Origin of the sequence: Mesorhizobium sp. LNHC209A00 (genome assembly GCF_000502915.1) — a bacterium.
GTDB lineage: Bacteria > Pseudomonadota > Alphaproteobacteria > Rhizobiales > Rhizobiaceae > Mesorhizobium.
This window is the reverse complement of record NZ_AYWT01000028.1, coordinates 17,289-38,173: the sequence shown is the minus strand read 5'-3', so window position 1 is coordinate 38,173 and position 20,885 is coordinate 17,289. Positions and strand designations below refer to the sequence as shown.

25 protein-coding genes and 3 pseudogenes are annotated in these 20,885 nt (G+C 59.5%); 12 read left to right on the top strand and 16 right to left on the bottom strand.

The genetic code is table 11. The features are described from left to right. The 4 genes from repC (X739_RS0136035) to repC (X739_RS1000000170950) all read left to right on the top strand — a co-directional run. Nucleotides 1-865, top strand: an 865-nt coding sequence (gene repC / locus X739_RS0136035) for a plasmid replication protein RepC (RefSeq protein WP_023796395.1), incomplete at its 5' end; no start/stop codon positions are given. Continuing rightward, nucleotides 748-1,206, top strand: a complete 459-nt coding sequence (locus tag X739_RS1000000170960; RefSeq protein WP_348625785.1) for a helix-turn-helix domain-containing protein — start codon at nucleotides 748-750, stop codon at nucleotides 1,204-1,206. The genes repC (X739_RS0136035) and X739_RS1000000170960, both read left to right, overlap by 118 nt. Nucleotides 1,207-1,274: 68 nt before the next feature. Continuing rightward, nucleotides 1,275-1,472: a replication initiation protein RepC gene (gene repC, locus X739_RS1000000170955; protein ID WP_023796393.1), complete on the top strand. Its 198-nt coding sequence runs from the start codon at nucleotides 1,275-1,277 to the stop codon at nucleotides 1,470-1,472. Between the two features lie 16 nt (nucleotides 1,473-1,488). Next, entirely contained in the window at nucleotides 1,489-1,671 is a 183-nt protein-coding gene (gene repC, locus X739_RS1000000170950) for a replication initiation protein RepC (protein ID WP_023796392.1), read from the top strand. 613 nt (nucleotides 1,672-2,284) lie between these two features. On the opposite strand, the gene X739_RS1000000169730 is transcribed toward repC (X739_RS1000000170950), so the two are convergent. From X739_RS1000000169730 to X739_RS1000000169725, 7 genes are all read right to left on the bottom strand, one after another. After that, on the bottom strand, nucleotides 2,285-2,728 hold the full coding sequence (locus X739_RS1000000169730) for a hypothetical protein (protein ID WP_156940044.1): 444 nt from the start codon (nucleotides 2,726-2,728) through the stop codon (nucleotides 2,285-2,287). A 59-nt stretch (nucleotides 2,729-2,787) separates the two neighbouring features. Next, nucleotides 2,788-3,174: a hypothetical protein gene (locus X739_RS1000000167400; RefSeq protein ID WP_023796390.1), complete on the bottom strand. Its 387-nt coding sequence runs from the start codon at nucleotides 3,172-3,174 to the stop codon at nucleotides 2,788-2,790. 300 nt (nucleotides 3,175-3,474) lie between these two features. Next, nucleotides 3,475-3,624: a hypothetical protein gene (locus X739_RS137970; protein ID WP_156940042.1), complete on the bottom strand. Its 150-nt coding sequence runs from the start codon at nucleotides 3,622-3,624 to the stop codon at nucleotides 3,475-3,477. 79 nt (nucleotides 3,625-3,703) lie between these two features. Then, nucleotides 3,704-4,108 carry a type II toxin-antitoxin system VapC family toxin gene (locus X739_RS137975; protein WP_023796388.1) on the bottom strand — a complete coding sequence of 135 codons (405 nt, stop codon included), beginning with the start codon at nucleotides 4,106-4,108 and terminating at the stop codon, nucleotides 3,704-3,706. After that, nucleotides 4,108-4,359 carry a type II toxin-antitoxin system VapB family antitoxin gene (locus tag X739_RS137980; RefSeq protein ID WP_023796387.1) on the bottom strand — a complete coding sequence of 84 codons (252 nt, stop codon included), beginning with the start codon at nucleotides 4,357-4,359 and terminating at the stop codon, nucleotides 4,108-4,110. The genes X739_RS137975 and X739_RS137980 overlap by 1 nt, the downstream gene beginning before the upstream one ends. 123 nt (nucleotides 4,360-4,482) lie before the next feature. Then, on the bottom strand, nucleotides 4,483-4,731 hold the full coding sequence (locus tag X739_RS137985; protein ID WP_023796386.1) for a hypothetical protein: 249 nt from the start codon (nucleotides 4,729-4,731) through the stop codon (nucleotides 4,483-4,485). Between the two features lie 331 nt (nucleotides 4,732-5,062). Continuing rightward, entirely contained in the window at nucleotides 5,063-5,353 is a 291-nt protein-coding gene (locus tag X739_RS1000000169725) for a hypothetical protein (RefSeq protein WP_156940040.1), read from the bottom strand. 646 nt (nucleotides 5,354-5,999) lie between these two features. On the opposite strand from X739_RS1000000169725, the gene X739_RS137990 reads away from it, so the two are divergent. Beyond that, nucleotides 6,000-6,191: a hypothetical protein gene (locus tag X739_RS137990; RefSeq protein WP_156940038.1), complete on the top strand. Its 192-nt coding sequence runs from the start codon at nucleotides 6,000-6,002 to the stop codon at nucleotides 6,189-6,191. Next, nucleotides 6,188-8,392 carry a relaxase/mobilization nuclease domain-containing protein gene (locus tag X739_RS137995; protein WP_084056585.1) on the top strand — a complete coding sequence of 735 codons (2,205 nt, stop codon included), beginning with the start codon at nucleotides 6,188-6,190 and terminating at the stop codon, nucleotides 8,390-8,392. Before X739_RS137990 ends, X739_RS137995 begins: the two co-directional genes overlap by 4 nt. Before the next feature lie 216 nt (nucleotides 8,393-8,608). Here X739_RS137995 and X739_RS1000000168835 read toward each other — a convergent pair. Next, nucleotides 8,609-8,853, bottom strand: a pseudogene (locus X739_RS1000000168835) (LysR family transcriptional regulator); the annotation flags it as partial. A gap of 142 nt (nucleotides 8,854-8,995) precedes the next feature. Further along, complete coding sequence (locus X739_RS138000; protein WP_023796383.1) at nucleotides 8,996-9,487, bottom strand: redoxin domain-containing protein; 492 nt, start codon at nucleotides 9,485-9,487, stop codon at nucleotides 8,996-8,998. A gap of 54 nt (nucleotides 9,488-9,541) precedes the next feature. Here X739_RS138000 and X739_RS138005 point away from each other — a divergent pair, with 54 nt between their 5' ends. Beyond that, on the top strand, nucleotides 9,542-10,132 hold the full coding sequence (locus X739_RS138005) for a TetR/AcrR family transcriptional regulator (RefSeq protein WP_023796382.1): 591 nt from the start codon (nucleotides 9,542-9,544) through the stop codon (nucleotides 10,130-10,132). Between the two features lie 98 nt (nucleotides 10,133-10,230). After that, nucleotides 10,231-10,722: a hypothetical protein gene (locus X739_RS138010; RefSeq protein ID WP_023796381.1), complete on the top strand. Its 492-nt coding sequence runs from the start codon at nucleotides 10,231-10,233 to the stop codon at nucleotides 10,720-10,722. Nucleotides 10,723-11,024: 302 nt separating this feature from the next. Here X739_RS138010 and X739_RS138020 read toward each other — a convergent pair whose 3' ends face one another. Further along, nucleotides 11,025-11,933, bottom strand: coding sequence for a LysR family transcriptional regulator (locus tag X739_RS138020; RefSeq protein WP_023796379.1), 909 nt, complete (start codon nucleotides 11,931-11,933; stop codon nucleotides 11,025-11,027). Between the two features lie 663 nt (nucleotides 11,934-12,596). Between X739_RS138020 and X739_RS138025 the strand changes: the two genes are divergently transcribed. Both X739_RS138025 and X739_RS1000000169720 read left to right on the top strand, forming a co-directional pair. Continuing rightward, nucleotides 12,597-12,839 carry a hypothetical protein gene (locus tag X739_RS138025; RefSeq protein WP_023796378.1) on the top strand — a complete coding sequence of 81 codons (243 nt, stop codon included), beginning with the start codon at nucleotides 12,597-12,599 and terminating at the stop codon, nucleotides 12,837-12,839. 40 nt (nucleotides 12,840-12,879) lie between these two features. After that, on the top strand, nucleotides 12,880-13,032 hold the full coding sequence (locus X739_RS1000000169720) for a hypothetical protein (protein WP_023796377.1): 153 nt from the start codon (nucleotides 12,880-12,882) through the stop codon (nucleotides 13,030-13,032). Nucleotides 13,033-13,060: 28 nt separating this feature from the next. On the opposite strand, the gene X739_RS1000000171440 is transcribed toward X739_RS1000000169720, so the two are convergent. The 3 genes from X739_RS1000000171440 to X739_RS1000000169715 form a co-directional block, all read right to left on the bottom strand. Beyond that, nucleotides 13,061-13,405 (bottom strand): DUF768 domain-containing protein, encoded by a 345-nt coding sequence (locus X739_RS1000000171440; protein ID WP_023796376.1) that lies wholly within the window; start codon nucleotides 13,403-13,405, stop codon nucleotides 13,061-13,063. A gap of 223 nt (nucleotides 13,406-13,628) precedes the next feature. Next, nucleotides 13,629-13,895: an exopolysaccharide production repressor protein gene (locus tag X739_RS138030; RefSeq protein ID WP_023796375.1), complete on the bottom strand. Its 267-nt coding sequence runs from the start codon at nucleotides 13,893-13,895 to the stop codon at nucleotides 13,629-13,631. Between the two features lie 829 nt (nucleotides 13,896-14,724). Continuing rightward, complete coding sequence (locus X739_RS1000000169715) at nucleotides 14,725-15,255, bottom strand: hypothetical protein (RefSeq protein ID WP_156940036.1); 531 nt, start codon at nucleotides 15,253-15,255, stop codon at nucleotides 14,725-14,727. 720 nt (nucleotides 15,256-15,975) lie between these two features. On the opposite strand from X739_RS1000000169715, the gene X739_RS01510 reads away from it, so the two are divergent. Both X739_RS01510 and X739_RS1000000168825 read left to right on the top strand, forming a co-directional pair. After that, nucleotides 15,976-16,260, top strand: coding sequence for a hypothetical protein (locus tag X739_RS01510; protein ID WP_023796373.1), 285 nt, complete (start codon nucleotides 15,976-15,978; stop codon nucleotides 16,258-16,260). A 60-nt stretch (nucleotides 16,261-16,320) separates the two neighbouring features. Continuing rightward, nucleotides 16,321-16,515: pseudogene (locus X739_RS1000000168825) on the top strand (transposase); the annotation flags it as partial. Nucleotides 16,516-16,621: 106 nt separating this feature from the next. Here the strand turns inward: X739_RS1000000168825 and X739_RS138040 are convergent. From X739_RS138040 to X739_RS138050, 3 genes and pseudogenes are all read right to left on the bottom strand, one after another. Then, a complete protein-coding gene (locus X739_RS138040; RefSeq protein WP_023796372.1) occupies nucleotides 16,622-18,463 on the bottom strand; it encodes a mechanosensitive ion channel domain-containing protein in 1,842 nt (613 codons plus the stop codon). A gap of 131 nt (nucleotides 18,464-18,594) precedes the next feature. Next, nucleotides 18,595-19,761: pseudogene (locus X739_RS138045) on the bottom strand (alpha/beta hydrolase); the annotation flags it as partial. Beyond that, nucleotides 19,761-20,786: a formylglycine-generating enzyme family protein gene (locus X739_RS138050; RefSeq protein WP_084056589.1), complete on the bottom strand. Its 1,026-nt coding sequence runs from the start codon at nucleotides 20,784-20,786 to the stop codon at nucleotides 19,761-19,763. The pseudogene X739_RS138045 and the gene X739_RS138050, both read right to left, overlap by 1 nt. Between the last annotated feature and the right edge of the window lie 99 nt (nucleotides 20,787-20,885).

Sequence of the window (20,885 nt, the reverse complement as noted above, 5' to 3'; positions counted from 1 at the left end):
GATTTACCGCAACCTGTGCGAGGGTAAGAGCATCGTCGGCATCGGCGATCGCGCTTTGGCCGTGCTGAATGCGTTGCTGTCATTCTATCCTGACAGCGAATTGAGTGAGGAAAACGACCTGATCGTCTTTCCCTCGAACGCACAGCTGTCGCTCAGGGCGCACGGGATGCCTGATGCCACGCTCCGGCGGCACCTGGCGGCTCTTGTTGACTGCGGGCTGATCATCCGTCGGGATAGCCCGAACGGCAAGCGTTACGCCCGCAAGGGCAGGGGAGGGGAGATCGAGGAAGCATTCGGCTTCTCCCTGGCGCCGCTGCTGGCCCGTGCTTACGAGTTCGAAGCGGCGGCCGAGCGTGTTCGTGCCGACAACAAGGCGCTCAGGCTTATGCGCGAGCGGATCACCTTGCACCGCCGTGACATCCACAAGCTGATAGAGGCGGCCCTTGACGAAGATGTCCCAGGCGACTGGGGAGGCCTGTGGAAGCGTTTCCGCCACGTTGTGGAGGCGATTCCGCGCCGAGCTTGCATTGTCGAGCTCGAGCCTATCGTTGCCGAGCTGGCCGCGTTGCGTGACGATGTGGATAAGCTGCTGGAAATTCATATGAAATCCACGAATCCAAGCGGCAATGACTCTCAAACCGAGCGGCAGCAATCTGATTCAAATACCGACTCTATTTTTGAATTTGAACCTGCTTTGNGGGCAGGGGAGGGGAGATCGAGGAAGCATTCGGCTTCTCCCTGGCGCCGCTGCTGGCCCGTGCTTACGAGTTCGAGGCGGCGGCCGAGCGAGTTCGTGCCGACAACAAGGCGCTCAGGCTTATGCGCGAGCGGATCACCTTGCACCGCCGTGACATCCACAAGCTGATAGAGGCGGCCCTTGACGAAGATGTCTCAGGCGACTGGGGAGGCCTGTGGAAGCGTTTCCGCCGCGTTGTGGACGCAATTCCGCGCCGAGCTTGCATTGCCGAGCTCGGGCCTATCGTTGCCGACCTGGCCGCGTTGCGTGACGATGTGGATAAGCTGCTGGAACTTCATATGAAATCCACGAATCCGAGCGGCAATGACTCTCAAACCGAGCGGCAGCAATCTGATTCAAATACCGACTCTATTTTTGAATTTGAACCTGNAGCGGCAATGACTCTCAAACCGAGCGGCAGCAATCTGATTCAAATACCGACTCTATTTTTGAATTTGAACCTGCTTTAGAGAAAAGCGGGGCGACGGCCGAGCCCAGGACGAGAACCGCAGAGGCGCCGAAAACATACCCGCTGGGCATGGTGCTGAAGGCCTGCCCCGAAATTGCGGATTATGCTGTCGACGGGATCGGCAATTGGCGCGATCTCATGATTACCGCCGCCCAGGTGAGGGGATATCTGGGCGTTTCGCCGTCAGCGTATGAGGAGGCTTGCCATGTGATGGGCCAGGAGATCGCGGCGATCGTGATTGCCNGGCGTTTCGCCGTCAGCGTATGAGGAGGCTTGCCATGTGATGGGCCAGGAGATCGCGGCGATCGTGATTGCCTGCATTCTGCAAAGGGCACAGCACATCAACTCGGCCGGCGGCTATTTGCGGGTATTGACCGAAAAGGCGACGGCAGGGCAGTTCTCAGTCGGGCCGATGCTGATGGCGGCGCTCAAGGCGAACGGCGCCACGCCGAGGATGACGGGATGACGATCGCCTNGTCGGGCCGATGCTGATGGCGGCGCTCAAGGCGAACGGCGCCACGCCGAGGATGACGGGATGACGATCGCCTCACTGATCTACCTGATAGCTACCATCGTCGCATTGTGGCGAGGCACCCGAACCGCTGGATAATTCTGGTTGCTCAACATCTTCTTGGGCGGCACCGGCATCGTCCGGTTCGGCTGCCTCATCAGGGCCTGTAGGGCGGTCCATATCAGCAACGACGGCGAATCGGGTCTCAACCTCGCCGCCAACGACATCGTGCCCGTCCGGCTCGTCAACGGCCCGCCAGCGTCCGAGGATACCCTCACGCGTCTTGAGCGCCTCAAGAACCTACTCGATGAAAAAGTGACCGATCGGGACCAGTTTGAGCGGCTGCGACAACAAATCCTGACCGCCGTCCGTCCAGTCGCCGTGAGTTTCGAGGTAGACATTCTTCTACTCAGCAAGCATGAAAAGTGCGCGACTTCAGTGGCAACGGTCACCCAGCTCAGGCGACGCGGTCGGCTCGCCCAGCGCCCCGCGCTCGGGATCGCTTGGCCCCGCTGCGCATATACCATTCAATGCGAGAGTCGAGCCGTGTCAAAGGCTGCAGCCTTAGCTATGCCTCAGGGGTATCCAAGCTGCCTGTGGTCCACAACTGCCTGCTTTCTTCTGGGGTGAGTGCGCCTTTTTTATCAATAGCATTTTGGATCGTGGCGAGCAGTTGCTCCACGCGAAAGGGCGACCCAACAAGCTCCTCTCGTGAAAGTCCATTGATATGTGGGACACCGAAGTGGCTGGCGAGTTCGCTGATCTGGTGGTCATTCCCGCCAGCGCCGACATTGCTCAAGTGCAGAGCCGAGTCTTGCGACCCTTTCCACGGAAATTCAATCCATCGGCCCGGCGTTTTGACGTAAGTGCTCCCTACGCGTCGCCCCATCCAGAAAAGCCAGATATCGTCACCTTGAGGACAGAGCTTGGTGAACAGCTCCTCGTCCACTGCTTCTGGCGATAGGGATTTAGGCCCGTAGAGCACTCCCCCCACGCCGGTGGGGAAAAGCATCCCAGCCGCCTCGGCTACGTCATGTCCAGTTATTGTACGCTGCAATTTGTCCGTTATCGTCAAACGCCACTGCGTGGCCTCGGTGAAAGACAACAGTTCTTTCGTCCGCGCGGCTCGACGAGTTCCTCGAGCCGCTTGGCGGTGAGCACGGACAAACCGGCTTTGGCGGCGGTGAGATAAATCAGCGCATCGTACAGGCATTCCTTGCGCTGATCCTTATGAAAATTCTGGATGCGAGACAGCGAGCCGGCGATCACGCCGGCATCGATCCAGGCCTGATCGTCCGGGCTCAGGATGCGGCTGTCGGGGATGGTGTCGAAAAGCGCGGTATAGTAATCGCGGACCTGCCGCCAGTCCGGCCCCGCCGGATTGTAATTGGCGACGCCGGTAGCAAGCTCGGCCAGGCAGACCGAGCAGTGAAACAGCAGCGAACGCTCAAGCAGCAACCGTGCCGCCTCGGCAGTGTGCCCGCCATGATGTAGATGTTGGCGTCGGGTACCAGCGTCGGCCGGCCGGTCAGGCTGATATCCGTGACGCCGACCAGCCTGCCGCGCGCTCTTGGCGCCAGCCGGGCGCGGTGCTTTTCTTGCTTGTAGCGCCGCAGCGCGGCACGCAGGTCAGAACTCAAGCGTATGGTCCGGGCCGAGCTTGCCCTGTGTGCGCCTGAGGAAAGACGCAACCGGATCGGGCTGTGCGAGTGTAGCCAGCGCAAGGATGCCGAGCTCGGTTGGAGACTCGATCCCGCTCTAGTTGCCATTGAGCAACGACGCCTCATGCCCATGCCGGCTGACGAGGACGATGTCGGCACGGGCAAACGTGCCCGAACGGTCGATCGCAATGGCGCAGTGGCCGATACATGGCTGGCCGGCGTGGCCGGGAAAGGAAACCTGATGCATGGTTGTCCCTTCTTCGTTTGACTGTCGCTTGATAGGCGATTGGAACAGGGCCATTCTACTGGTACAGCTTTTCAAGTCCTCACGGCAAGGTTTTGACATCGGTTTCGCGCAGTTTGCGGTCCAGCGAAAGCAGCGGAACGTCACCAACCTTGGCGTAGGCATAGTGGAAACAGTCGAAATTACTGAGCGACCGTTTGCCGATGCCATGTTCTTGCGCGACGGCCACCGCGTTGGTCAGGACATCGCGAGCAGATGTGGTCTCTCGCAACTCTATGTTTCGGGCCTCGAGCCATTCGACAACAGCATCGTGCGTTTGCGAATAGCGGCAATCAAGCTGGTCTGGCCGCGACAGGATAATGATCGCCTCCCAGGCGGCGAGCGCTGACGTCCATGGTGTCGCCGCCGCCTCGAGTGCCTGCTCATAGGCTGTCGCGGTGTCCTCCTGTGCGAACATCGAGATGATGGCGCATGCATCGACAAACATCAGGCTTTGCCGAGATCATGGTCGAGATCGTGATAGGCGCTGTCGGGGACGGGCTTCCTGGTTTTCGGGAAGGCCAGCCCTCTTTTTGCCAGGATACGGCGCGCCGTCTCGGAGGGCGTCTCCCTGCGGACGCGCGCGTTGACAGCCTCGCGAAGTGCCGAGACGACAGCGTCGGAAATGGTCGTGCGATCGATCCGCGCGAGCTTGCGCGCGAGCGCATCTGCTTCCGGGTTGCGAATACTCAGCGTCATGGGTTGTGTGTCTCCAATCGTATAGCTCACTATACACGCATGTGGGCCGCACGCCAATGTGGTGTCAGAGACGACATGTGTCAGAGACGACGAGAAGGGCTGAACGGCTATCGACCGTGTCGATCAGCCTCCCTGATGCAGCAGGTCGGCGTCGCTGATCAGGCGCAGGCTCATGTCGTTGGGACCCTTGATGCGCAGCACGGCGTCGAGCTTGTGCAGATCGCGCCGCGGCGTGCAGGCGAGCCAGGCGCGCAGCTTGTAGAGGCCCGGCTTAAGGTCGCCGCCGTAGAGCATGGAGACGGTTTTTTCTTCGCGCGCCGGCATCGGGATTTCCGCGCGCGTCGCGCGTTCGCAACGCTTGAGGATCTTCACCGCGCAGCCATCGCACAGGGCTATGACTTCACGCCGTTGTCGCCCAAACTGGCCGCAAAGCTGGTCGACGACAAAGCGACAGTGAGCGGGCGGTCCGGGGCGAGACACAATCCTCGGCCAGGTGCGGAAACACCTCAACCAACCCAAGTAGACAAACACATTTCAGGACCCGCGTTCCGTCGCGGGCCTTTTTTTGCGGGTCGGAAAGGGCCACGAACATCACCCTCGCGGCATCCGACAGCGAGTGCAAACCGCCGATTATTCCTTCGGCAGTTTGTGCCTATGAATGCGGATATAATCCTGGACAGCCTTTCGCAGCAGTTCGGTCATGCTATGCCCGTTGCTGGTCGCCAGAAACTTGAACTGCCGCTGCTCCGCAGCCGTCAGGTAGTAGCCGCAGCGCAGCGCGACGGATGCGAGGGGTGCGCAGCAACGTCGATTTACCAGTGCCGCCCTTTGGGATCGCAGCGGAGATGATCATGGGGGCCTCCTTCCGGCGTTGTCTCCTTGTTTCCATGTCAACACGGAAACAAATCATCATGGACACATGAAACAAAATGACGGTCGAAACAATGGTGACATTGTCGACGGGGAAGGCTGGTTTGGCAACCCAGGCGCGCATCGATAGGGGTTCACTCAAGGGGCAGTTTTTGCGCAGCTGCTATCTTCAGAAAAGAAGGGGTCCGGTGGCCCGTCGACTGCGCATTTCCAACTAACCTGTTCCGGCTGCGCATCAGAGGGCCGTTGTTTCCATGTTAACATGGAAACAAGTTTCCAACGCATCATAGACACATCGCATCAAATCACGATGGGAACATTTCGCCCGCGCCGCGCTGCCGCTGACAACAGGGCTGGTGAGAAGGCGCGCCAGTAATTCTCATCCCTTCCTTCTTATTGGCAGGATAGCCTATTTTGTGATACACGCAAAATAGGCGGCGCGACCCTGACGGGTCTTAGCGCCCGCAAGCGGGCTTGAGAAATGAATGCAGACGCCCAAAAAGCAGCGGTGAAGAACGCGTCACGGCGCTATGGCGAGGTGACGCACATCCGGTTTTCGGCTGACGAGCTCGCCAACCTCAAAGGCATTGCGGAGCGGGACGGCGTGACCGTCAGCGAGGTCGTCCGGCGTCTGGTGCGGGCAGAGGTAGGGCATCTGCCTATCGCGTCAGAGGCGTTGCGNCGTCAGCGAGGTCGTCCGGCGTCTGGTGCGGGCAGAGGTAGGGCATCTGCCTATCGCGTCAGAGGCGTTGCGTCCGGCGATCGTGGACATGACCGATCAGCTGCGGCGCGTCGGCCTCAATTTCAATCAGGCCGTGCGCGCCATGAACGACGGCCGCGTTGCCCATGATGAGGATCTTGAGCAGGCGCTGATCGCCGTAGGCGACCTCGTGCGGCAGTTCCGCGACGAACTGAAAGCGATGACCGTCGGGTCCCGCAAGGCGAGGGAGGCCAGGCCATGAGCGGTCGTCTTGCTGGCTACGCGGCCGAAATAGACCGCTATCTCCGGGGCGAGTCCGGCGTGAAGCGTGAGGAGTTGGACGACGACAATTCTCTGACGGGGGCCCGACGCGAGGCCGGCGAATTCCAGTCGATGAAGAGTTATGAACGGGCGGGTGGCGGCGCACGCCTCGGGCAAGGACAAGCCGGCTCGCCGCTAGGTGGCGGCAGAAACGCCGCTCGTTCTTCGCCGGGAGGATTGGGGGCGGCGGGGAGTTCCATGTCCAGCAGGACATCGAAGTCTACTGCTGCTGCGAGCTCGCCCAAGGCCCCTAGCGCGCCGATCCTGGTCTACGGCGCCACGCTCGCCGGTTTCCGGCCGGAAGAGGAGGAGGACGACTGGAAGCGGCGCGGCGGCGGCGGCGGCCGCGGTGCGGGTCGCGCAAGCGCTACTGGACGAGCAGCGCGGGTCGCCTATCAGGCGCGGGCGGTGGCGGCACGGGCAGGCTATGCGGCGGGTGCACAGCCTGCTGTGTTCAAGGTCATGCCCAATCCGCCATCGACCAGGGAAGCGGCCGCTCGGCTGCTTAATTACATCGGCAAGCGCGAGGACGAAAAAGGCGAGAAGCACAACATCGAGATCTTTGACGAGGATGGACAGGTCCTTGCGACAGGCGGCGCACGAAAGGCTTTCCTGGAAACGTTTTGCGAGACGTTCGAACCGCCCTTGGAAAATACCAATTTTATCGAGGTTCGTTTCGATCTCGCCGTCGAGGTCACCGATGCCGCGTTGAGCGAGGCGCTGAACAAGGCCTTCGGCGCAAAACCGTTCATCTATGCTCAGGACGGACAGACGGTGGAGGTTTACGCGCACACCGATGAGCGGGCCGGACCGCTTGCCAAGGTGCTGGCCGGTGGTCGGGAAAATTCGCGCAGCAAGGCGCTCGACAAGATCGAGGCGCGCTTGTCTGAGGCCATGGGCGCGGCGATGGTAGTAGCCAAGGCAGAGGTAACGGCAGCCGTCAGCCGTGAACCCAAAGCCAAATACTTCCTGCAGAAGTTCATCCGCACCCACAGCCAGGTCCGCCACGCAAATGGTGAGCCCGTGCCTGGGGTGAAGAATTCCACGAAGGCTGCGGCTTCAATCTATGAACAATGGCGCCCGCAGTTTTCGGGGCGTGAGCGCCGCAATGCCTATCACGTGCTTTTCTCGGCGAGAGCCGGCACCGATGCCGACGCCGTCATGGCCGCGGCGCGCGCCGTGCTTGAAGAACGAGCACCTGGGTACAAGTTCGTCCTGGCGCATCACAAGGACACGAAGCACGTTCATATCCATGCGATGGTACAGGCACGGTCGGCGGACGGCGAGCGCCTGAAATTCTACAAGCCGGATCTGGTCGCCTGGCGCGAGACCTTTGCGGAAAAAGCACGCGAGAACGGCATTGCGATGGTGGCGACGCGGCGGATGGATCATGCGATGACGCGGCCATTCACGAAGGAGCATGCCGGAGCCTACAGCCGCGCGCAGAGCGATCCGCGCTACCGGGTCAGCGCCAGGACGATCGAGCGGGTGGAAGCCAAGCGGCAACGCCGTTTGGACGGGCAATCCTTGGTCGTGAACGGTGATGCAATCGCTGCCGCATGGCAAAAGACTGTTACGACGATGCGGACCGCGGGCATAGTCGGTCAGGCTCTCACGGCAGCGGAATCGATCGGCAACAATTTTCTGCAGTTGCGGCGCGATCGGACAGGGGAGGGACAACCAGGTCCTGCCGCGGATCGCGGAGCTGATCAATCGGGGCAGAAGTCTTTCCTGTCCCACCCCGGTATGAGAGAATTGAATGCACTGATAGGAGATTTGAACATGGCGCAAACCCCCTTGGAAATGCGGCGTCAGATGGCCCGCGTCAATCAGGCTCTGGACAACATGCGCGAGACGCTGCCGCCGGCGCATCAAGGACAGTTCGAACANCTCGCGCGGCTGCAATTCGAGCGGCAGCAGCAGCGTCGTGGTGGTGCCGGCGAGCCGATCCCCGAGCGTGACGCGCGAGGGCGCGACCTTCCAACCCGGGACGATCCCCGCCAGCCGGAGCAGCCGCGCACAGGCACCGAACAGGAGAAGGTGAGAGCCAAGCAGAAGGACGCCAACAAACAGAAGGCACGGCAGTCGGAAGAGCAGGACCGTAAGACCCAGCGCTCAAACGACAACGATTACGAGCGCTGAGCAAGGGCCAACCTGGGCGTCCTGTGGTCTATCAAAGCGACGCCTTCCTCACGGAATGATCAGGCTGGATGGCAGCAATGCGCCTCAAGTCGGCCGTTCTGAATCAGACCGGTCTCTACCAGAAGCTGTCATTCATCCACCTGGCCCACTGAGCCTTGCGGTCGAAGCCAGGATCAACAGCGCGTAACGACACAACGTCGGCGCTAAGGCTGGATGGCTTGGGCGAACCTCACCCTCGCTGGCCCGCTCCGGGATGCCATGGATGCTTATGACGATCCACCGGTTGGGTCTGTCACACCCGCACGCCATGCGGCCAATTGTTCGCGGAGATGTAGACGTCGCCGAACAGCTGCGGTCCGTTTAGACCGTGAAGGTTGAGCGGACGAGTTTTGCGGTCGTAGACGACGCGGATCGCAACATCGGCCCCGATAGCTCAGGTTTGCCAGCTCGCCGGACGACACCCTCGGATCCCGCCTCGGTCAGGAGGCAAAGCTTCGGCAGGAGATTCCGGTAGAAGGAGAAACCGGGTCATTGGGAGGAAATCGCCAGCACAACGGTGATAGTTCCTCACCGGTGACGCCAGACAGCAGATCATTGCCTTCGTTATTTCGCCAAAGACTTCATGAAGGTGACAAGCCGGATCACATCGCCCGGAACAAGACGACCAATCGCGCGGCTCGAGTAAACCGCATTGACGATCGTTCCATCAGGCGCGAGCACAAAGCCTGTTGTCTCCAGAAAATGCCCCCGCTGCGGCGCCTGCATGTCGTAGGCCCCGGTCGCGGCAACCAACGCTTCGACCTTGGCGGAATGCCCCATCTTGAACGGAATATGATGCTTCTCAACGAACTCGGCCGTCGCCACTTCGTCGTCGACCGAGAATGCCACGACCTTGATGCCAGCTTGCGCAAGCGCTTCGGTCGCGCTGGCAAAGGCTGCCATCTGCTCGTTGCAGAACGGGCACCAATGACCGCGATAGATCAGGATGGCGCCGTAGGATCCGACGAGGTCACCCGGCAGGCTCAGGACCCCGCGGCCGACGGCGGGAAGGTCGAGGTCGGGGAAGATTTGCCCGTTCTTCAGATGCTGGCTCATGTTTGGTTCCTTGTGTCATTAAAACCGATGGCGAACACAAGTCCGATAAAACGCGTGCTGACCCAGCGGGGTGCGGCGACCAAGCGGCGCATCGTCGAAGCCGCCGCCGAACTGATCCACGCGAAAGGAGCGGAGCGCGTGAGCCTCGACGACGTGATGGACGCAACGGGCGCAAGCCGGTCGCAGCTCTACCACTACTTCGCGAACAAGGACGATCTAGTCCGCAAAGTGATCGAATTACAGACCAGCCGCATATTGGCAGCCAATTCCGGACATCTGGAGCCTCTCGAGTCTTTCGAGGCTTTGCGGCTGTGGTGCGACGCAATCATCGCCGCCAACCGGGCCGGCGGTGTCGGAGGATGTCCGCTGGGCTCGCTCGCCAATGAACTCGCCACCCATTCCGACGAGGCTCGACACCAGCTTGACCAGAGCTTTGCAGCCTGGGGCTTGGTCATCGAGAATGGCCTATGCCGCATGAGGGAACGAGGACAGATCAAGCCCGGCGCCAATCCGAAAGCGATATCCGTGGCGGTGTTGGCCGCGATCCAGGGCGGCATTCTGCTGTCAAAGACGGCGCGCAACTCGCTGTCGTTGGAATTGGCTTTAGACATGGCGCTCAGCCACATTGAGAGCTTCGCGGCGTAGCCGTCACCCGCCTGTCGCCAACATCAAAGACGCTGAGCTGGCGATGTAGGGACACTTCGGTTGAGAATCTCCGACAACATAGATGGGAAGCGTTAGAAATGGATAACGTCGCAATATTCTGGCTGCAGCTTTTGGTGAGCTGCGTCGTCTTCGGTATCATCGCAACATGGTACGTGTGGCCGTCACTGGCCAAGCTGCCGCGCAACGCCGCTCTCGTTCCGCTGCTCTGGGTTCATGTCTTCCGCTATGTGGGGATGACCTTGCTCGTCGCGGGCATGGTCGATCCGAAACTGCCCCGCGAGTTCACGTCCAGCGCGGCCTACGGCGATCTCTTGGAGGCGGCGCTGGCGCTCACGTCCATCTTTGCCTTGCGGGGCAACCGGCGCGGCGCTACTCCGCTGGTCTGGATCACCAACACATGGGGGTTCGTTGACCTGCTGAACGGCGTGCGCGGTGTCTTGCAGTTGAACGTCCCGAGCTTCAACCTGGCGACCCTCTGGTACATCTATACGTTCTACGCGCCGCTGGTGGTCGTTTCTCATTTGATGATCTTCGGGGTTCTTATCAAATCGAGGTCTTGGAAGAAATAGGATTTCGATATCCTCAGGAGGAGCAGGCGCGCGCCATTTCAGGCCTGCAGACCCGCGCTATGGTCGAGCCATGGGCAGGCCGCGCGCCCGTTTCCTCCGGCGTTCTGTTCAGCAAGCGCGCAGGCAAGGGTGCGCCGCCGAGACAAGCGCCGCAAATTCGCGGCTGGCGTTCGTCTTCGGGACCAGGGCGGCGATGCCTGCGAGGAGGACACCATAAAGTTCCTCTAGGAAAGCCAAGGGCTGGTCAGCAACGCTTACCCCGACAGCCTTATCCAGTGCATCAAGCTGAGTGGCAGGTGCCATCACGACACGTCATACTGCTGCGCCAGCGAGTCGGAAAGCTGGTCGGCGAAACGGGCAGCGGCCACCGGCAGGGTGCGGCCCTTGAGTTGGCCGACATAGAGCATGCCAGCGGGCACGTCGCGCGGGTCGAGCGGCCGGGAGATCATATCACCGGTCATCGTCTGGTGGGACAGCCCAATTGGGAAATGGAAGGTGATGATATCCTCCGAGATAGCGTGGTTACGCAGGAATTCGAAGCTGTCCGATTGAATCACCGGCTCCAGCTGCAGCGATGACGATTGCGCCCCGATGTCGAGCAGGTAGCGCACGCCGTAACTTGATGTGGGAAGCGCGATTGGATAGTCGAGGCAAGCGCGCAAGCGCACCGTCTCGTGACAAGCCAGCGGATGATCGGGCCGCATAACCGCATGCACCGGCTGGTGCACCCGCATCAGCGTCATGAAAGCAGCCAGCCGGGTTGGCTCGTAGACGATGGCGATGTCGGCCGTGTGATCGACCAAGGCACGCTCGGCCTCCTCCCGGTCGCGCAGGTGCACTCCGAAGGTCACATTCGGATGTTCCTTGCGGTAGAGTGAGATCTGCATCGGCAAATGGTAGGGCAATAGCGCCTGGCTGCAGGCGATCGCCACATGGCCGCGCCGGGCGCCAGCAAGGTCTGCAATCTGCGATTTCACGTGCTCCATATCGGATAACTGGTTGCGCATGTGCTGCACTAGAAGTTCGCCGGCGCTGGACAATCGCACGCCGTGAGGCAGTCGCTCGAAAATCGCAACGCCGAGTTCGGCCTCCATCGCCAATATACGCCGGTTGAGCGCCGTCGAGGTTATGGCGAGCAATTCCGCGGCGGCGCGGATCGAACCGGTCTTGGCCACCACATCGATATGGTGAGCGGAGTTCAGGTAACGCATCGGCAGCCTCCGGCACCACCGCTGCAATTCTTGCAGCAGGCTGAACAAAACATAGCACAAGACAGCAGCACCGTCATCGACATAATTAAACCTGTCGACATATGAGTGAAGAAGTATCTTCAAGCCGCATTGATAATTCAGAAGGGCGACGGATTTTTTCTCGCTCTTCCAGTAATTAATTAATCAAAAAAGGAGCAACCCTGCGCCACACATCAAAGTCAAGCTTAGCCTCTCTCGATCTTGTTGCCTTGCAAATGTATCGGCGATTGCCTCCGCACATTGCGGCGACCTAACCGTGTGATCTGGCCTACCAGGCTATACTAGTCAATGTAGTGTGACATCGAAGGTTAGAATCGTCGAAAGTGTCTAGCGGATGTCCGCGAGTATAGAAGCTGCGGTTCTTTGGTGCGTCAATAACGATTCGCCAGTAAAAACCGACAATTGAAATCTAGTGCTGAATTCTTGTTGGGCGTTAGTGTGCGGGTCGCGCGTATGCGCGCCGAAAGTACGATCCCTTTTTCGCCCGCCGACCGCTGCCGCCTTCTAGCTGTGGTCATATGGCATAAGGTCCTTGAACAGAGCTTGGTTAAGCCAAATGTCATGTTTCGATTTCTTGAGCCACCGAACCGTAGAGATCCCACTTCAACCTGAAGGAACGACTAGATGACGTCAACCACCTCTTCCAGACTTACCTTCTTTGTATTTACCGCCGGATGCATCGCATTGGCGTTACTCTTCCACTATGCACCGGCTGGAGATTCTCCCTCGAAATATGCCAGGACCGCCCCGGCGACGCTGGCCGCGCAACCGACGCGCATAGACATCGACAACGAGGCGCACGCGATCCGCTTCTACATCGACGGCAACCAAGTCGCCGTGCTCGACGCGTCTGGTTTCAAGCCATGAGGCCACAGAGCCAGGAGAGCAAAACCGTCAGAAATTCGTCATGTCAGGACTGTTCGTCGTGCTTGCCCTGTCGCAGACGGCGGAGGCCCAGAAGAAAGTCCCGGTGACGCAGGACGTTGCCGCCAAGGCCGAGCAGGCCAAGCCGCCGCGTTCGGGCTTTTTGCACGGTTGCTTATATTACGATTTGACTTAGCCGGCGTTCCCTCGTCGGTTGGGGCTGGTTACTGTGCCGGCCCAAAAGGCACCCCAACTGCCCTGTTCAAAGTCAAATCTTCGGCCAACACGCCAGTGCCAGGCACCACGCCGCAGGCGGCAATGAAGGCGACGATTGCCGGCATCATGCAGTCAGCCCGCCAAGCCGGCGTCGTGATGAACGATAGGTCAAGGATCGCCTCGGAGACGCTGCCGCTGTCTTCCTCGATCTCCGTGCTACTGATGCCGATCGCCTTCGCGTCGGCGAAGAGCTTTTGCATCAACTCGGCAACCGAGATGATGTTAGCGCCGACCGTTGCGGGAACGTTCGCCGAAATCCAATTGTACAAGAAATCTGTGCCGCGCCTGCTCATCCGAACCAACCAAACGTGCGGGTGACCATCGCCACCGCGACCAGGATCGAGATTGGCGATACGGCGATCAGGGCCGCTTCTGAAACTCGTGTTTCTTTGTCCCTGAATATTAGGCGTGTCTCATGCAAGCATTGTTGAATGCTAAGAAGCTACGAACTCCGATTCGGTCCCGCGTGATGGCCCGCTATTTCAGGCCGGACACGGGAGGGTTCGCCAACCGCTCCTAAAGCGACAAACCGTCTTTATGCAACGGCGAAGTTGGCATAACCGGCTTCTGTTGGGTCGCATCCTGATTTGCTTCTGTCTGTTCAGAGATGCGGCGCTGATAAACTAGCCTAGCCACCAACGCAAAATATCCGACCTGCAGCGCAATCGGGGCAATGATGGTCCAGACAAAGGCCTTCCAGATCGATCCCGTGGCAATGTAGACCCACATCGCAACGATGCCCGACGTCGTAAACATTCCGACCAAGAATTCCGGAAAATACATCGTTCCCCATACCCGCTGCCGAACTCACGCAGTCCATTCCCCAATGGCCTAAAGCGAAAATTCCATTATTTTAGCAACTACGCAAGTGCCGAAAGATTGGTCCCCGTGGGGAGCCACCCGCAACAATGACTGAATTGCGCAGAGGCGTACTTGCATTGCCGCTAATATTGGAACACCATCGTGCGGCTGGAAGTGAACTCTCCGGGCGGGGAGGACTTGGTTGCCCGTTTTAGTCACCCTTTGATGTGCCACCAAGGCAGGGCTCGGTTGCTGGCAATGCACACACCACAGCCGGGCCGCCTCTTCAGAATGGCCACGCCAGCGCCAACGCCATCAGAGGCCCGCCATTTCAGCCGGTACCGCCTGCGGAAGCGATCCGTCTGTTCCATGTAGGCGCGTCGGGTCTTCGGAGTCATCGGCCGGCTGCGCGGCATGTTGATTGGTCATGTTGACGGACTTGGACGCCTCTGCTGCGCTCTGGCGCCTTGTGGACCGTGCCCGGCAATGGTGCTTAACCGAGTGAGGCTCCACAGCTCGATGGGATTTGCCCCGTATATTAGCAATCACTTGACGACTCGACGCCATGTGCCGGATTTCTGTGCATTGCTGCGCTCCAATCGAAATCACCGGCAGGACGCGCCGTTCATCCAGTGGAGCACTACGGGCCGGCGAAGCGACAGGCGTCAGGAAACGGGTGGCGACAGCTATCGATCGGTTGAACAGTGGGAGCCTAGCACAAGAGGCTCGCCATGATGTCACTGTTGATTGCTCTCAATGTACATGCCGCCAGCCGCACGACCTTATCAGCCCCAAGCGTATCCGCTGGCCTTCAGCTAAGGACAGGGCGAACGGTAAAGTCGTTCGGCAGATGCTGTCTTTGCGGTCGCTGGCATTTCACCAGAGCAAGCCGCAGATGGAATGTTTGCCCTGGAGGCCTGGGACCCTCCTGAAAGCTGGCGTAGGCCCTTGACGGGGCAGGAATATGTTCCTTTTTAGGAGCATGGCGCGCGATCCGATCGACACGCTGGGGAAAGCGACCCGACACAATATGCTTGTGAAAGTGGAATGAAGTTGCGGCAACGTCCGCTACTGCAGGTCGGCTGATCTCATGATGGTCTATGGCGGCGGCGTTGATCCTTTTAAGCTGAAATTCGATTGCAGCCGGTGCAAGCCCTCGATCAAGATCACGCTTCTCGAGGTCGCATCCCGAACACCTTCCCAAGAAGCTGATGATCGACAAGCCGATGAAGGTGGATGGCAAGATCACCTGGTACACCGAGCGGTTTCGGGGATGATAATCAGGACAGGCCGGCATATTAGAAATTGCGAACATACAGGCTGAGGCGTAGACTTGAACCATGCAGAAATCAGCCGAATTGCTCCGTGTCCTTGGCGACCACATTGACGCTACCAAGCGCCACCTTTCATCGATGGACGATCTTACGCTTCAGGCGCTGTGGGCAAACTTGCCACCCAGAGCGCCTCCCGGAACGGCTGAAATGGTGATGTTACTGCTAGTCTTCCGAGAGGCCGAGAGCCGGGAGATACCGCGCCAGGATCGCAATGTCCTAAACTAAAGTTCCCCTCTTAACGCGCTACCCAGCCGTAGGGGGGGCGGAGGCGGCCCGGCAGCCGGGGGTTCTGGCGGGGGTCGACCGCCGGGCCATGCCGGAGCTCCTCCCGGCGGAGAGCACCATGGCGTTATATTAGCGGTTACGCAAATACCTTTTTTGGTGGGGACTCTGCTCATCCGGTGGAATACCGCAGGACCGGTGAAGCCGCCTTCTGGTGGATAGAACGCGGCCCGCTTCCAAAAGGCGGGCCGTTTGCGTTTCCCAACGGAATGCTGTAGAATATATGCCGAACAAGATTCGGTCGATTCGGCATGCCAGGTTGAGCCGCCACCCGCTCGCCTTGGTGTAGAATGCGCCCCGACTCGACCAGCAAACCGTACAGTGAGCGCTTTGGCCTCAACCAGCCCATGGACGATGCGCTTCGCACGTTTGCGGCGCTGAGCTAGGAAGAGCAGACGGAAGAGTACGCAGGGACTAATAGCGCGATCCCTGAAGGCGAATCCGAAATGGTCGTCTTCAAAGGCAACCACATACGAAAAGTCTTCCACCGCAGCGAGTGGTGGTTCTCGATTGTGGACGTAATTGCCGCCCTGACCGACAGTACAAACCCTCGCCGCTATTGGTCTGACCTGAAGGTCAAGATGCTGAAAGAACAGGGTTTTGACGAAGTGTACGATGAAATCGTACAGTTGAAATTGGAGAGTCAGGACGGCAAGTTCCGCGAAACCGACGCATGTAACGTCGAGACGCTATTCCGCATAATCCCAATCGATCCCTTCGGCAAAGGCTGAGCCCTTCAAGCGCTGGCTTGCTCGCGTCGCTTTCGAGCGTCTTCAGGAAATACAGAACCCAAGCACGGCGACGACTGCCTACAGGAACTCAGATGGTTCTACGACCGCCGCGATCTCGCAGAGGCCAAGGGTGATCTCGCCGCATGGCTGTCCAAATGGTCGGGCCGCTATCCAAGGTTGACGACGTGGGTGGAGGAGACCATCGAGCGCACGCTGACCTTCTTTTGTCTGCCGCGCCAGCACCACAAGCACCTGAACCAACATGCTCGAACGCCTCAAAGAGCTCTTCGATGATGCCCTTTCGCGCGTGTTTTCCGTCATACAGCTGGATCTTGTCGCCATGCGCAGCAAACCGCCGTCCTTATCCTGTGGAACTAGACGTTAGCGGCTTTGCGACGGCCTGAATGCCGTTTTCCTGAAATGCCTGCTGCACGGCGATCAAAACGGCGCGGCGGATCATGAAGTTTCTGCCCGCTTTCGCCTTGAACTTAGCCCGGATGACCAGCGTGCCGTCCTCAACCTCGGCAATTCCCTGGCTCTTGAACGGCTCGAGCATATCTCCAGCAAGTTCCGCGTTGGCCGAAATATCCTGGCCGATCTTTTTGAAGATCTTGCGAACTTTGTCGACGTCGGTGTTGAATGCAACCCGAAAGGTCAGTTTCTCGATCATCCAATCGCGGCTGAAATTCTGGATCTTGCCAATCGAGCCGTAGGGGATTGTCGCCAAGGCTCCGCGCTGGTGGCGCAGGGAAACCGACCGGACCGAGATTTTTTCCACGGTTCCTTTGGCGCCTGACGTTTCGATATATTCGCCGAAGCGGAACGCATCGTCGATCAGGAAGAACAGCCCGGAGACCAGGTCTTTCACCAGCGTCTGCGACCCGAAGCCGATGGCCAGCCCGAACACACTCATGCCGGCGATCAGGGGCCAGACATTTATGCCGATCGTCACGAGGATCGAGAGCAGCGCCAAGGCCAGAATGCTCGACTTGCCGACCGCGTTGAGCAGCGGAACCAGCGTGCCCAGCCGTGAACGCGGCGCACCCTGCACCTCCTCGTCACCCCCAACGGAGGGCAACTCCGCGCGCAAGGCACGAGCCGTCGCTGCACCGACAACGTTCCAAAGAAACGCCGCCCCGAACATGATCAGCGCCCCACCGGATGCGCCCTTTGCAGCCTCTCGTATATCTAAGCCGAACCCGGCAGCCAGCGGTGTCGCCCATAGCGTTCCGAGCATGGCAACAATGATAGCCACGACGGTGAAGCGAGCGGTCTGTCGCCCTGCCGCCGCCAATATCGAGATGTCAGCAGATTCCAATCCGCGCTGCGCCCAGTTGCCGATCATTGCGTCGAGATGCGGCGCGGCGAGAAACATCAACGCGGTCAGCAGAACCGCCGACCCACCAAGCGATGCTCCCAGGGTCACTGCGGCCTGGGTGCTGAGAAATGTTGTCATCACGAACGCGATCACGATTGCCGGCCACATTCTGGCGAGACGGGTGCGCCAGCGGCTTCTGGGGCGCGGACCGGCGACGGCGGCTGCCATTGTGCGTCTGTGCCGCCATACCGCCCATGCAAACAGAAGGTAAATCGGAATCGCCGAGCCTGTTCGCAGCAGGTCCTCCAAGGCTGGCCCGACGCTCCAGAGCCGCAACGTCGCGAGCAGTGTAACGGCGATGACCGCCAAGCCAATGGCAAGCGAGAGGTCGCGCACGAGCGCCGCCAGATGGGCGGAGCGCTCTGCGAACTCGGTTCGCCGTGATGCCATCAAGAGTGATCTGACAGCGGCGAGAATGATGAAGCCGAGCACGGTCGCCACAGCCCATAGGCGAAGGGTTTGCAAAGGCACCCCAGAACTGGCCAGCAGCCGCGTGACGATGAAACCGACCACCAATGCCGCCACAGCAGCCGCCACGCCCCCGAAGAATCTGCGCCATGCACTGCTTGTGACACTCGCCTTGTTGAACCGCCAGGCGAGCAGTACGAACACGCCCGCGACGAGCGCAACAACCAACACAATCTCGGACAGGAGCACAAGGAGAGATGTTCCCCCGGCCGTAAGCAAGGCCCTCAGGTTTTCAAGGTCGACGGGGACGTCGCTCAAAGCGGCAAACCGCGCGAACAGTCCGGAGACGAAACGCTCGGCTAGCTGTTCGAAGCCAGAAATCAACGATGTACCGTCCGGTTCCGCCGTCGTGTCCACAATTTCTCCCCCTTCAGCACTTCGCCCGTAGAGTCAACAAGTCCTGCGCGTCGGTTCTCCAGCACGGATCACTCGGTCGTCGAATCGCCCTTCAGGATCGTCTCCAGGTCGTCTGGCGCGGGTTTGTCCGCTTTCCCCTCGACTGTCGTAATGGGCGCGCTGACCGTCGCTGCCGCGGCGTTGCCAACCGTGTCGACCGTGCCGGCAACCACCAAACCCAGTTCGTCGCCAAGGCCTACTCGCGAGTCGGTCAGGGTTTGGCCGGAGGCCAATTGTGCCCCCAGCAGTCGCACGATTTCCGGACTTTCGGCGAACTTGCTATGGTTCAAGCGATCGTCGGTCTTCACGTTGGTCAGGTCGAGAACCGTTATTCCGGCTGCCTCCAGTTTCGATTTGTACGGCTCCTTTGACGGATCAGCCTGCCCAACCCGATCGACATTGCCTGCAATCAGGCGCGAGACCGCAAGCGCCCGATCGTCCCGTGAAACGGTGATCGTGAATTTCGGTTTTTTTGGTCCAAGTTCGGTCCACTGGCGGCCAAAGACATCCACATCGAGGTCGGGAGACGCGAGGATAACGTTCCTGATCTTGGGCGAAACCTGCCCGTCCTCCAACGCCATCTGCCTCAGCGATTCCATGGCAAGCCAGGTGCCCATCGAGTGGGCCATGACTGTGACGTCCGTTACGCTCCGATCATCGGCCAAGGCCTTCAATGTCCGCTCGAATGCTGTGCGAGAGAAATTGGTGCTCTCCTTGTCGTAATTGTAGCCGAGCACACTGGCGCGCGACGGCCACGTAAAAAGGATTGGGACGACCTTCGCCCGCGAGTCGTGCACAAACTGCGCGAAGCGAAAGACCGAATCCTCGTACCGATTGTTGAAGCCATGCACGAAGACGAGAACATGGCCATTCGAATTGTGTGAACGCAGCCAATTGTGAGCCTCGGGAATCGAAAGACTCTTCGCGGCAACAACAGCGAATTCCTTTTCGGGGTTTGGAGGCAGCTTTTTCGGCCACTCGACCGTACCGGGTGCACGATTCGGCGGAATTGAAATGGTCAAGTCGGTCAAGGAAAGTGCCGGACTGCGCTCGCCTGTAAACAGCGTTGCCGGGTCGCCGGAAGGCTTCCGGCTGGTCGCGACTAACATTGTCACGTCGGACGCGGACGGCGATACCTGGTTCGCGGAAATCGGCGCAAGGACGCCTTCCGGCCCTCCTCCGCACGCCGTTAGGGCGAGCACAAACAGAACCGAGAAACTTCCCTGAGCCCGCTTACGTATTGACTTAGGCTGCACCATTATTGTGCCTTGCCCGGATCTCTCCGCGTGATGCTAACCGAGCGTGGAGCAGTTTCATCGGGCGGACGTACAATGCACCGAAATCCGAGATGGCATGTCGAAGTGTCGACTGGCTGCGACATGCGCGCAGCAGGTCGATAGCGCTGGCAGTAGTTAGGCGCGCAGAGAAATGAGCCCCCCTTGGTCACCTTACGAGGTATCCTGATCGTGGGCTCGCGCGGGTCGTAACTCGCTTCCTGCTCTCCACCCCGAGGGTTGATTATCGTGCAGCACGGACTGTCGAGCCGATTGTGTTCCTGATACCAGTCGGTGGTCCATTGCCAGACGTTTCCTGCCATATCGTAGAGTCCATAGCCGTTTGCAGGAAAGGAACCCACTGGGGCTGTCCACTCGTAGCCATCCTCGCAAAGGTTGCTGTTGGGAAAATTTCCCTGCCAGGTGTTGGCCATGTGGTTGCCGCCAGGCATGAATTCATCGCCCCAGACAAACTCTGCGCCGCTAATCCCGCCGCGAGCGGCGAACTCCCATTCGGCTTCACTTGGCAATTCCTTACCTGCCCAATTCGCGTAGGCTTTGGCATCTTCGAGTGCGACGTGGACAACCGGATGGTCACGGAGCTTCTTGATCGAGCTAGCAGGCCCCCGCGGATGCCGCCAGTTAGCGCCACGAACATAAAACCACCAGTTATAGGGATTGCGGATATCGACGGGTTGGGTAACCCTCTTGAAAACGGCTGAAGACGGAGCGACTTGTTCTGGAATTGCCTCGGGGTAGTCGGAAAGATTGGCAGGCCGTTCTGCCAAAGTAAGGTAGCCAGTAGCCGCGACGAACTGCTCAAACTCACGGTTGGTCACGGTAAAACGATCAATCCAGAATCCGCTTACCGCAACCCTATGTGCTGGCGCTTCTTCTGGATAATTCCTGTCGGAGCCCATGACGAACTCGCCGCCTGGAATCCATTCCATATTCCCGAAAGGCGGCTCGCTGAAACCCCGTGCCGATTCTCTCCCGACTAGATCATTCATGCCGAGCCCTTTCCAATTCCGGACCATCGGCATCAGCCTGGTTCCGATCATTCGCCCGGCCAGAACCGGCGAACGGAACACAGTCGCTAGAATGACCTC

What these genes read in the sequence shown, in the direction of transcription:
- X739_RS138020 (WP_023796379.1), bottom strand. Translation starts at nt 11,933, where the DNA reads ATGCGTTACCTGAACTCCGCTCACCATATCGATGTGGTGGCCAAGACC.
- X739_RS1000000169715 (WP_156940036.1), bottom strand. Translation starts at nt 15,255, where the DNA reads ATGGTTCAAGTCTACGCCTCAGCCTGTATGTTCGCAATTTCTAATATG.
- X739_RS01510 (WP_023796373.1), top strand. Translation starts at nt 15,976, where the DNA reads ATGGTCGTCTTCAAAGGCAACCACATACGAAAAGTCTTCCACCGCAGC.
- X739_RS1000000169730 (WP_156940044.1), bottom strand. Translation starts at nt 2,728, where the DNA reads ATGCTTTTCCCCACCGGCGTGGGGGGAGTGCTCTACGGGCCTAAATCC.
- X739_RS138050 (WP_084056589.1), bottom strand. Translation starts at nt 20,786, where the DNA reads ATGAATGATCTAGTCGGGAGAGAATCGGCACGGGGTTTCAGCGAGCCG.
- repC (WP_023796392.1), top strand. Translation starts at nt 1,489, where the DNA reads ATGGGCCAGGAGATCGCGGCGATCGTGATTGCCTGCATTCTGCAAAGG.
- X739_RS1000000169720 (WP_023796377.1), top strand. Translation starts at nt 12,880, where the DNA reads ATGTCAGGACTGTTCGTCGTGCTTGCCCTGTCGCAGACGGCGGAGGCC.
- X739_RS137980 (WP_023796387.1), bottom strand. Translation starts at nt 4,359, where the DNA reads ATGACGCTGAGTATTCGCAACCCGGAAGCAGATGCGCTCGCGCGCAAG.
- X739_RS138010 (WP_023796381.1), top strand. Translation starts at nt 10,231, where the DNA reads ATGGATAACGTCGCAATATTCTGGCTGCAGCTTTTGGTGAGCTGCGTC.
- X739_RS137975 (WP_023796388.1), bottom strand. Translation starts at nt 4,108, where the DNA reads ATGTTTGTCGATGCATGCGCCATCATCTCGATGTTCGCACAGGAGGAC.
- X739_RS138025 (WP_023796378.1), top strand. Translation starts at nt 12,597, where the DNA reads ATGACGTCAACCACCTCTTCCAGACTTACCTTCTTTGTATTTACCGCC.
- X739_RS1000000171440 (WP_023796376.1), bottom strand. Translation starts at nt 13,405, where the DNA reads ATGAGCAGGCGCGGCACAGATTTCTTGTACAATTGGATTTCGGCGAAC.
- X739_RS137990 (WP_156940038.1), top strand. Translation starts at nt 6,000, where the DNA reads ATGACCGATCAGCTGCGGCGCGTCGGCCTCAATTTCAATCAGGCCGTG.
- X739_RS1000000169725 (WP_156940040.1), bottom strand. Translation starts at nt 5,353, where the DNA reads ATGCGCGCCTGGGTTGCCAAACCAGCCTTCCCCGTCGACAATGTCACC.
- X739_RS138030 (WP_023796375.1), bottom strand. Translation starts at nt 13,895, where the DNA reads ATGTATTTTCCGGAATTCTTGGTCGGAATGTTTACGACGTCGGGCATC.
- X739_RS137970 (WP_156940042.1), bottom strand. Translation starts at nt 3,624, where the DNA reads ATGCATCAGGTTTCCTTTCCCGGCCACGCCGGCCAGCCATGTATCGGC.
- X739_RS138000 (WP_023796383.1), bottom strand. Translation starts at nt 9,487, where the DNA reads ATGAGCCAGCATCTGAAGAACGGGCAAATCTTCCCCGACCTCGACCTT.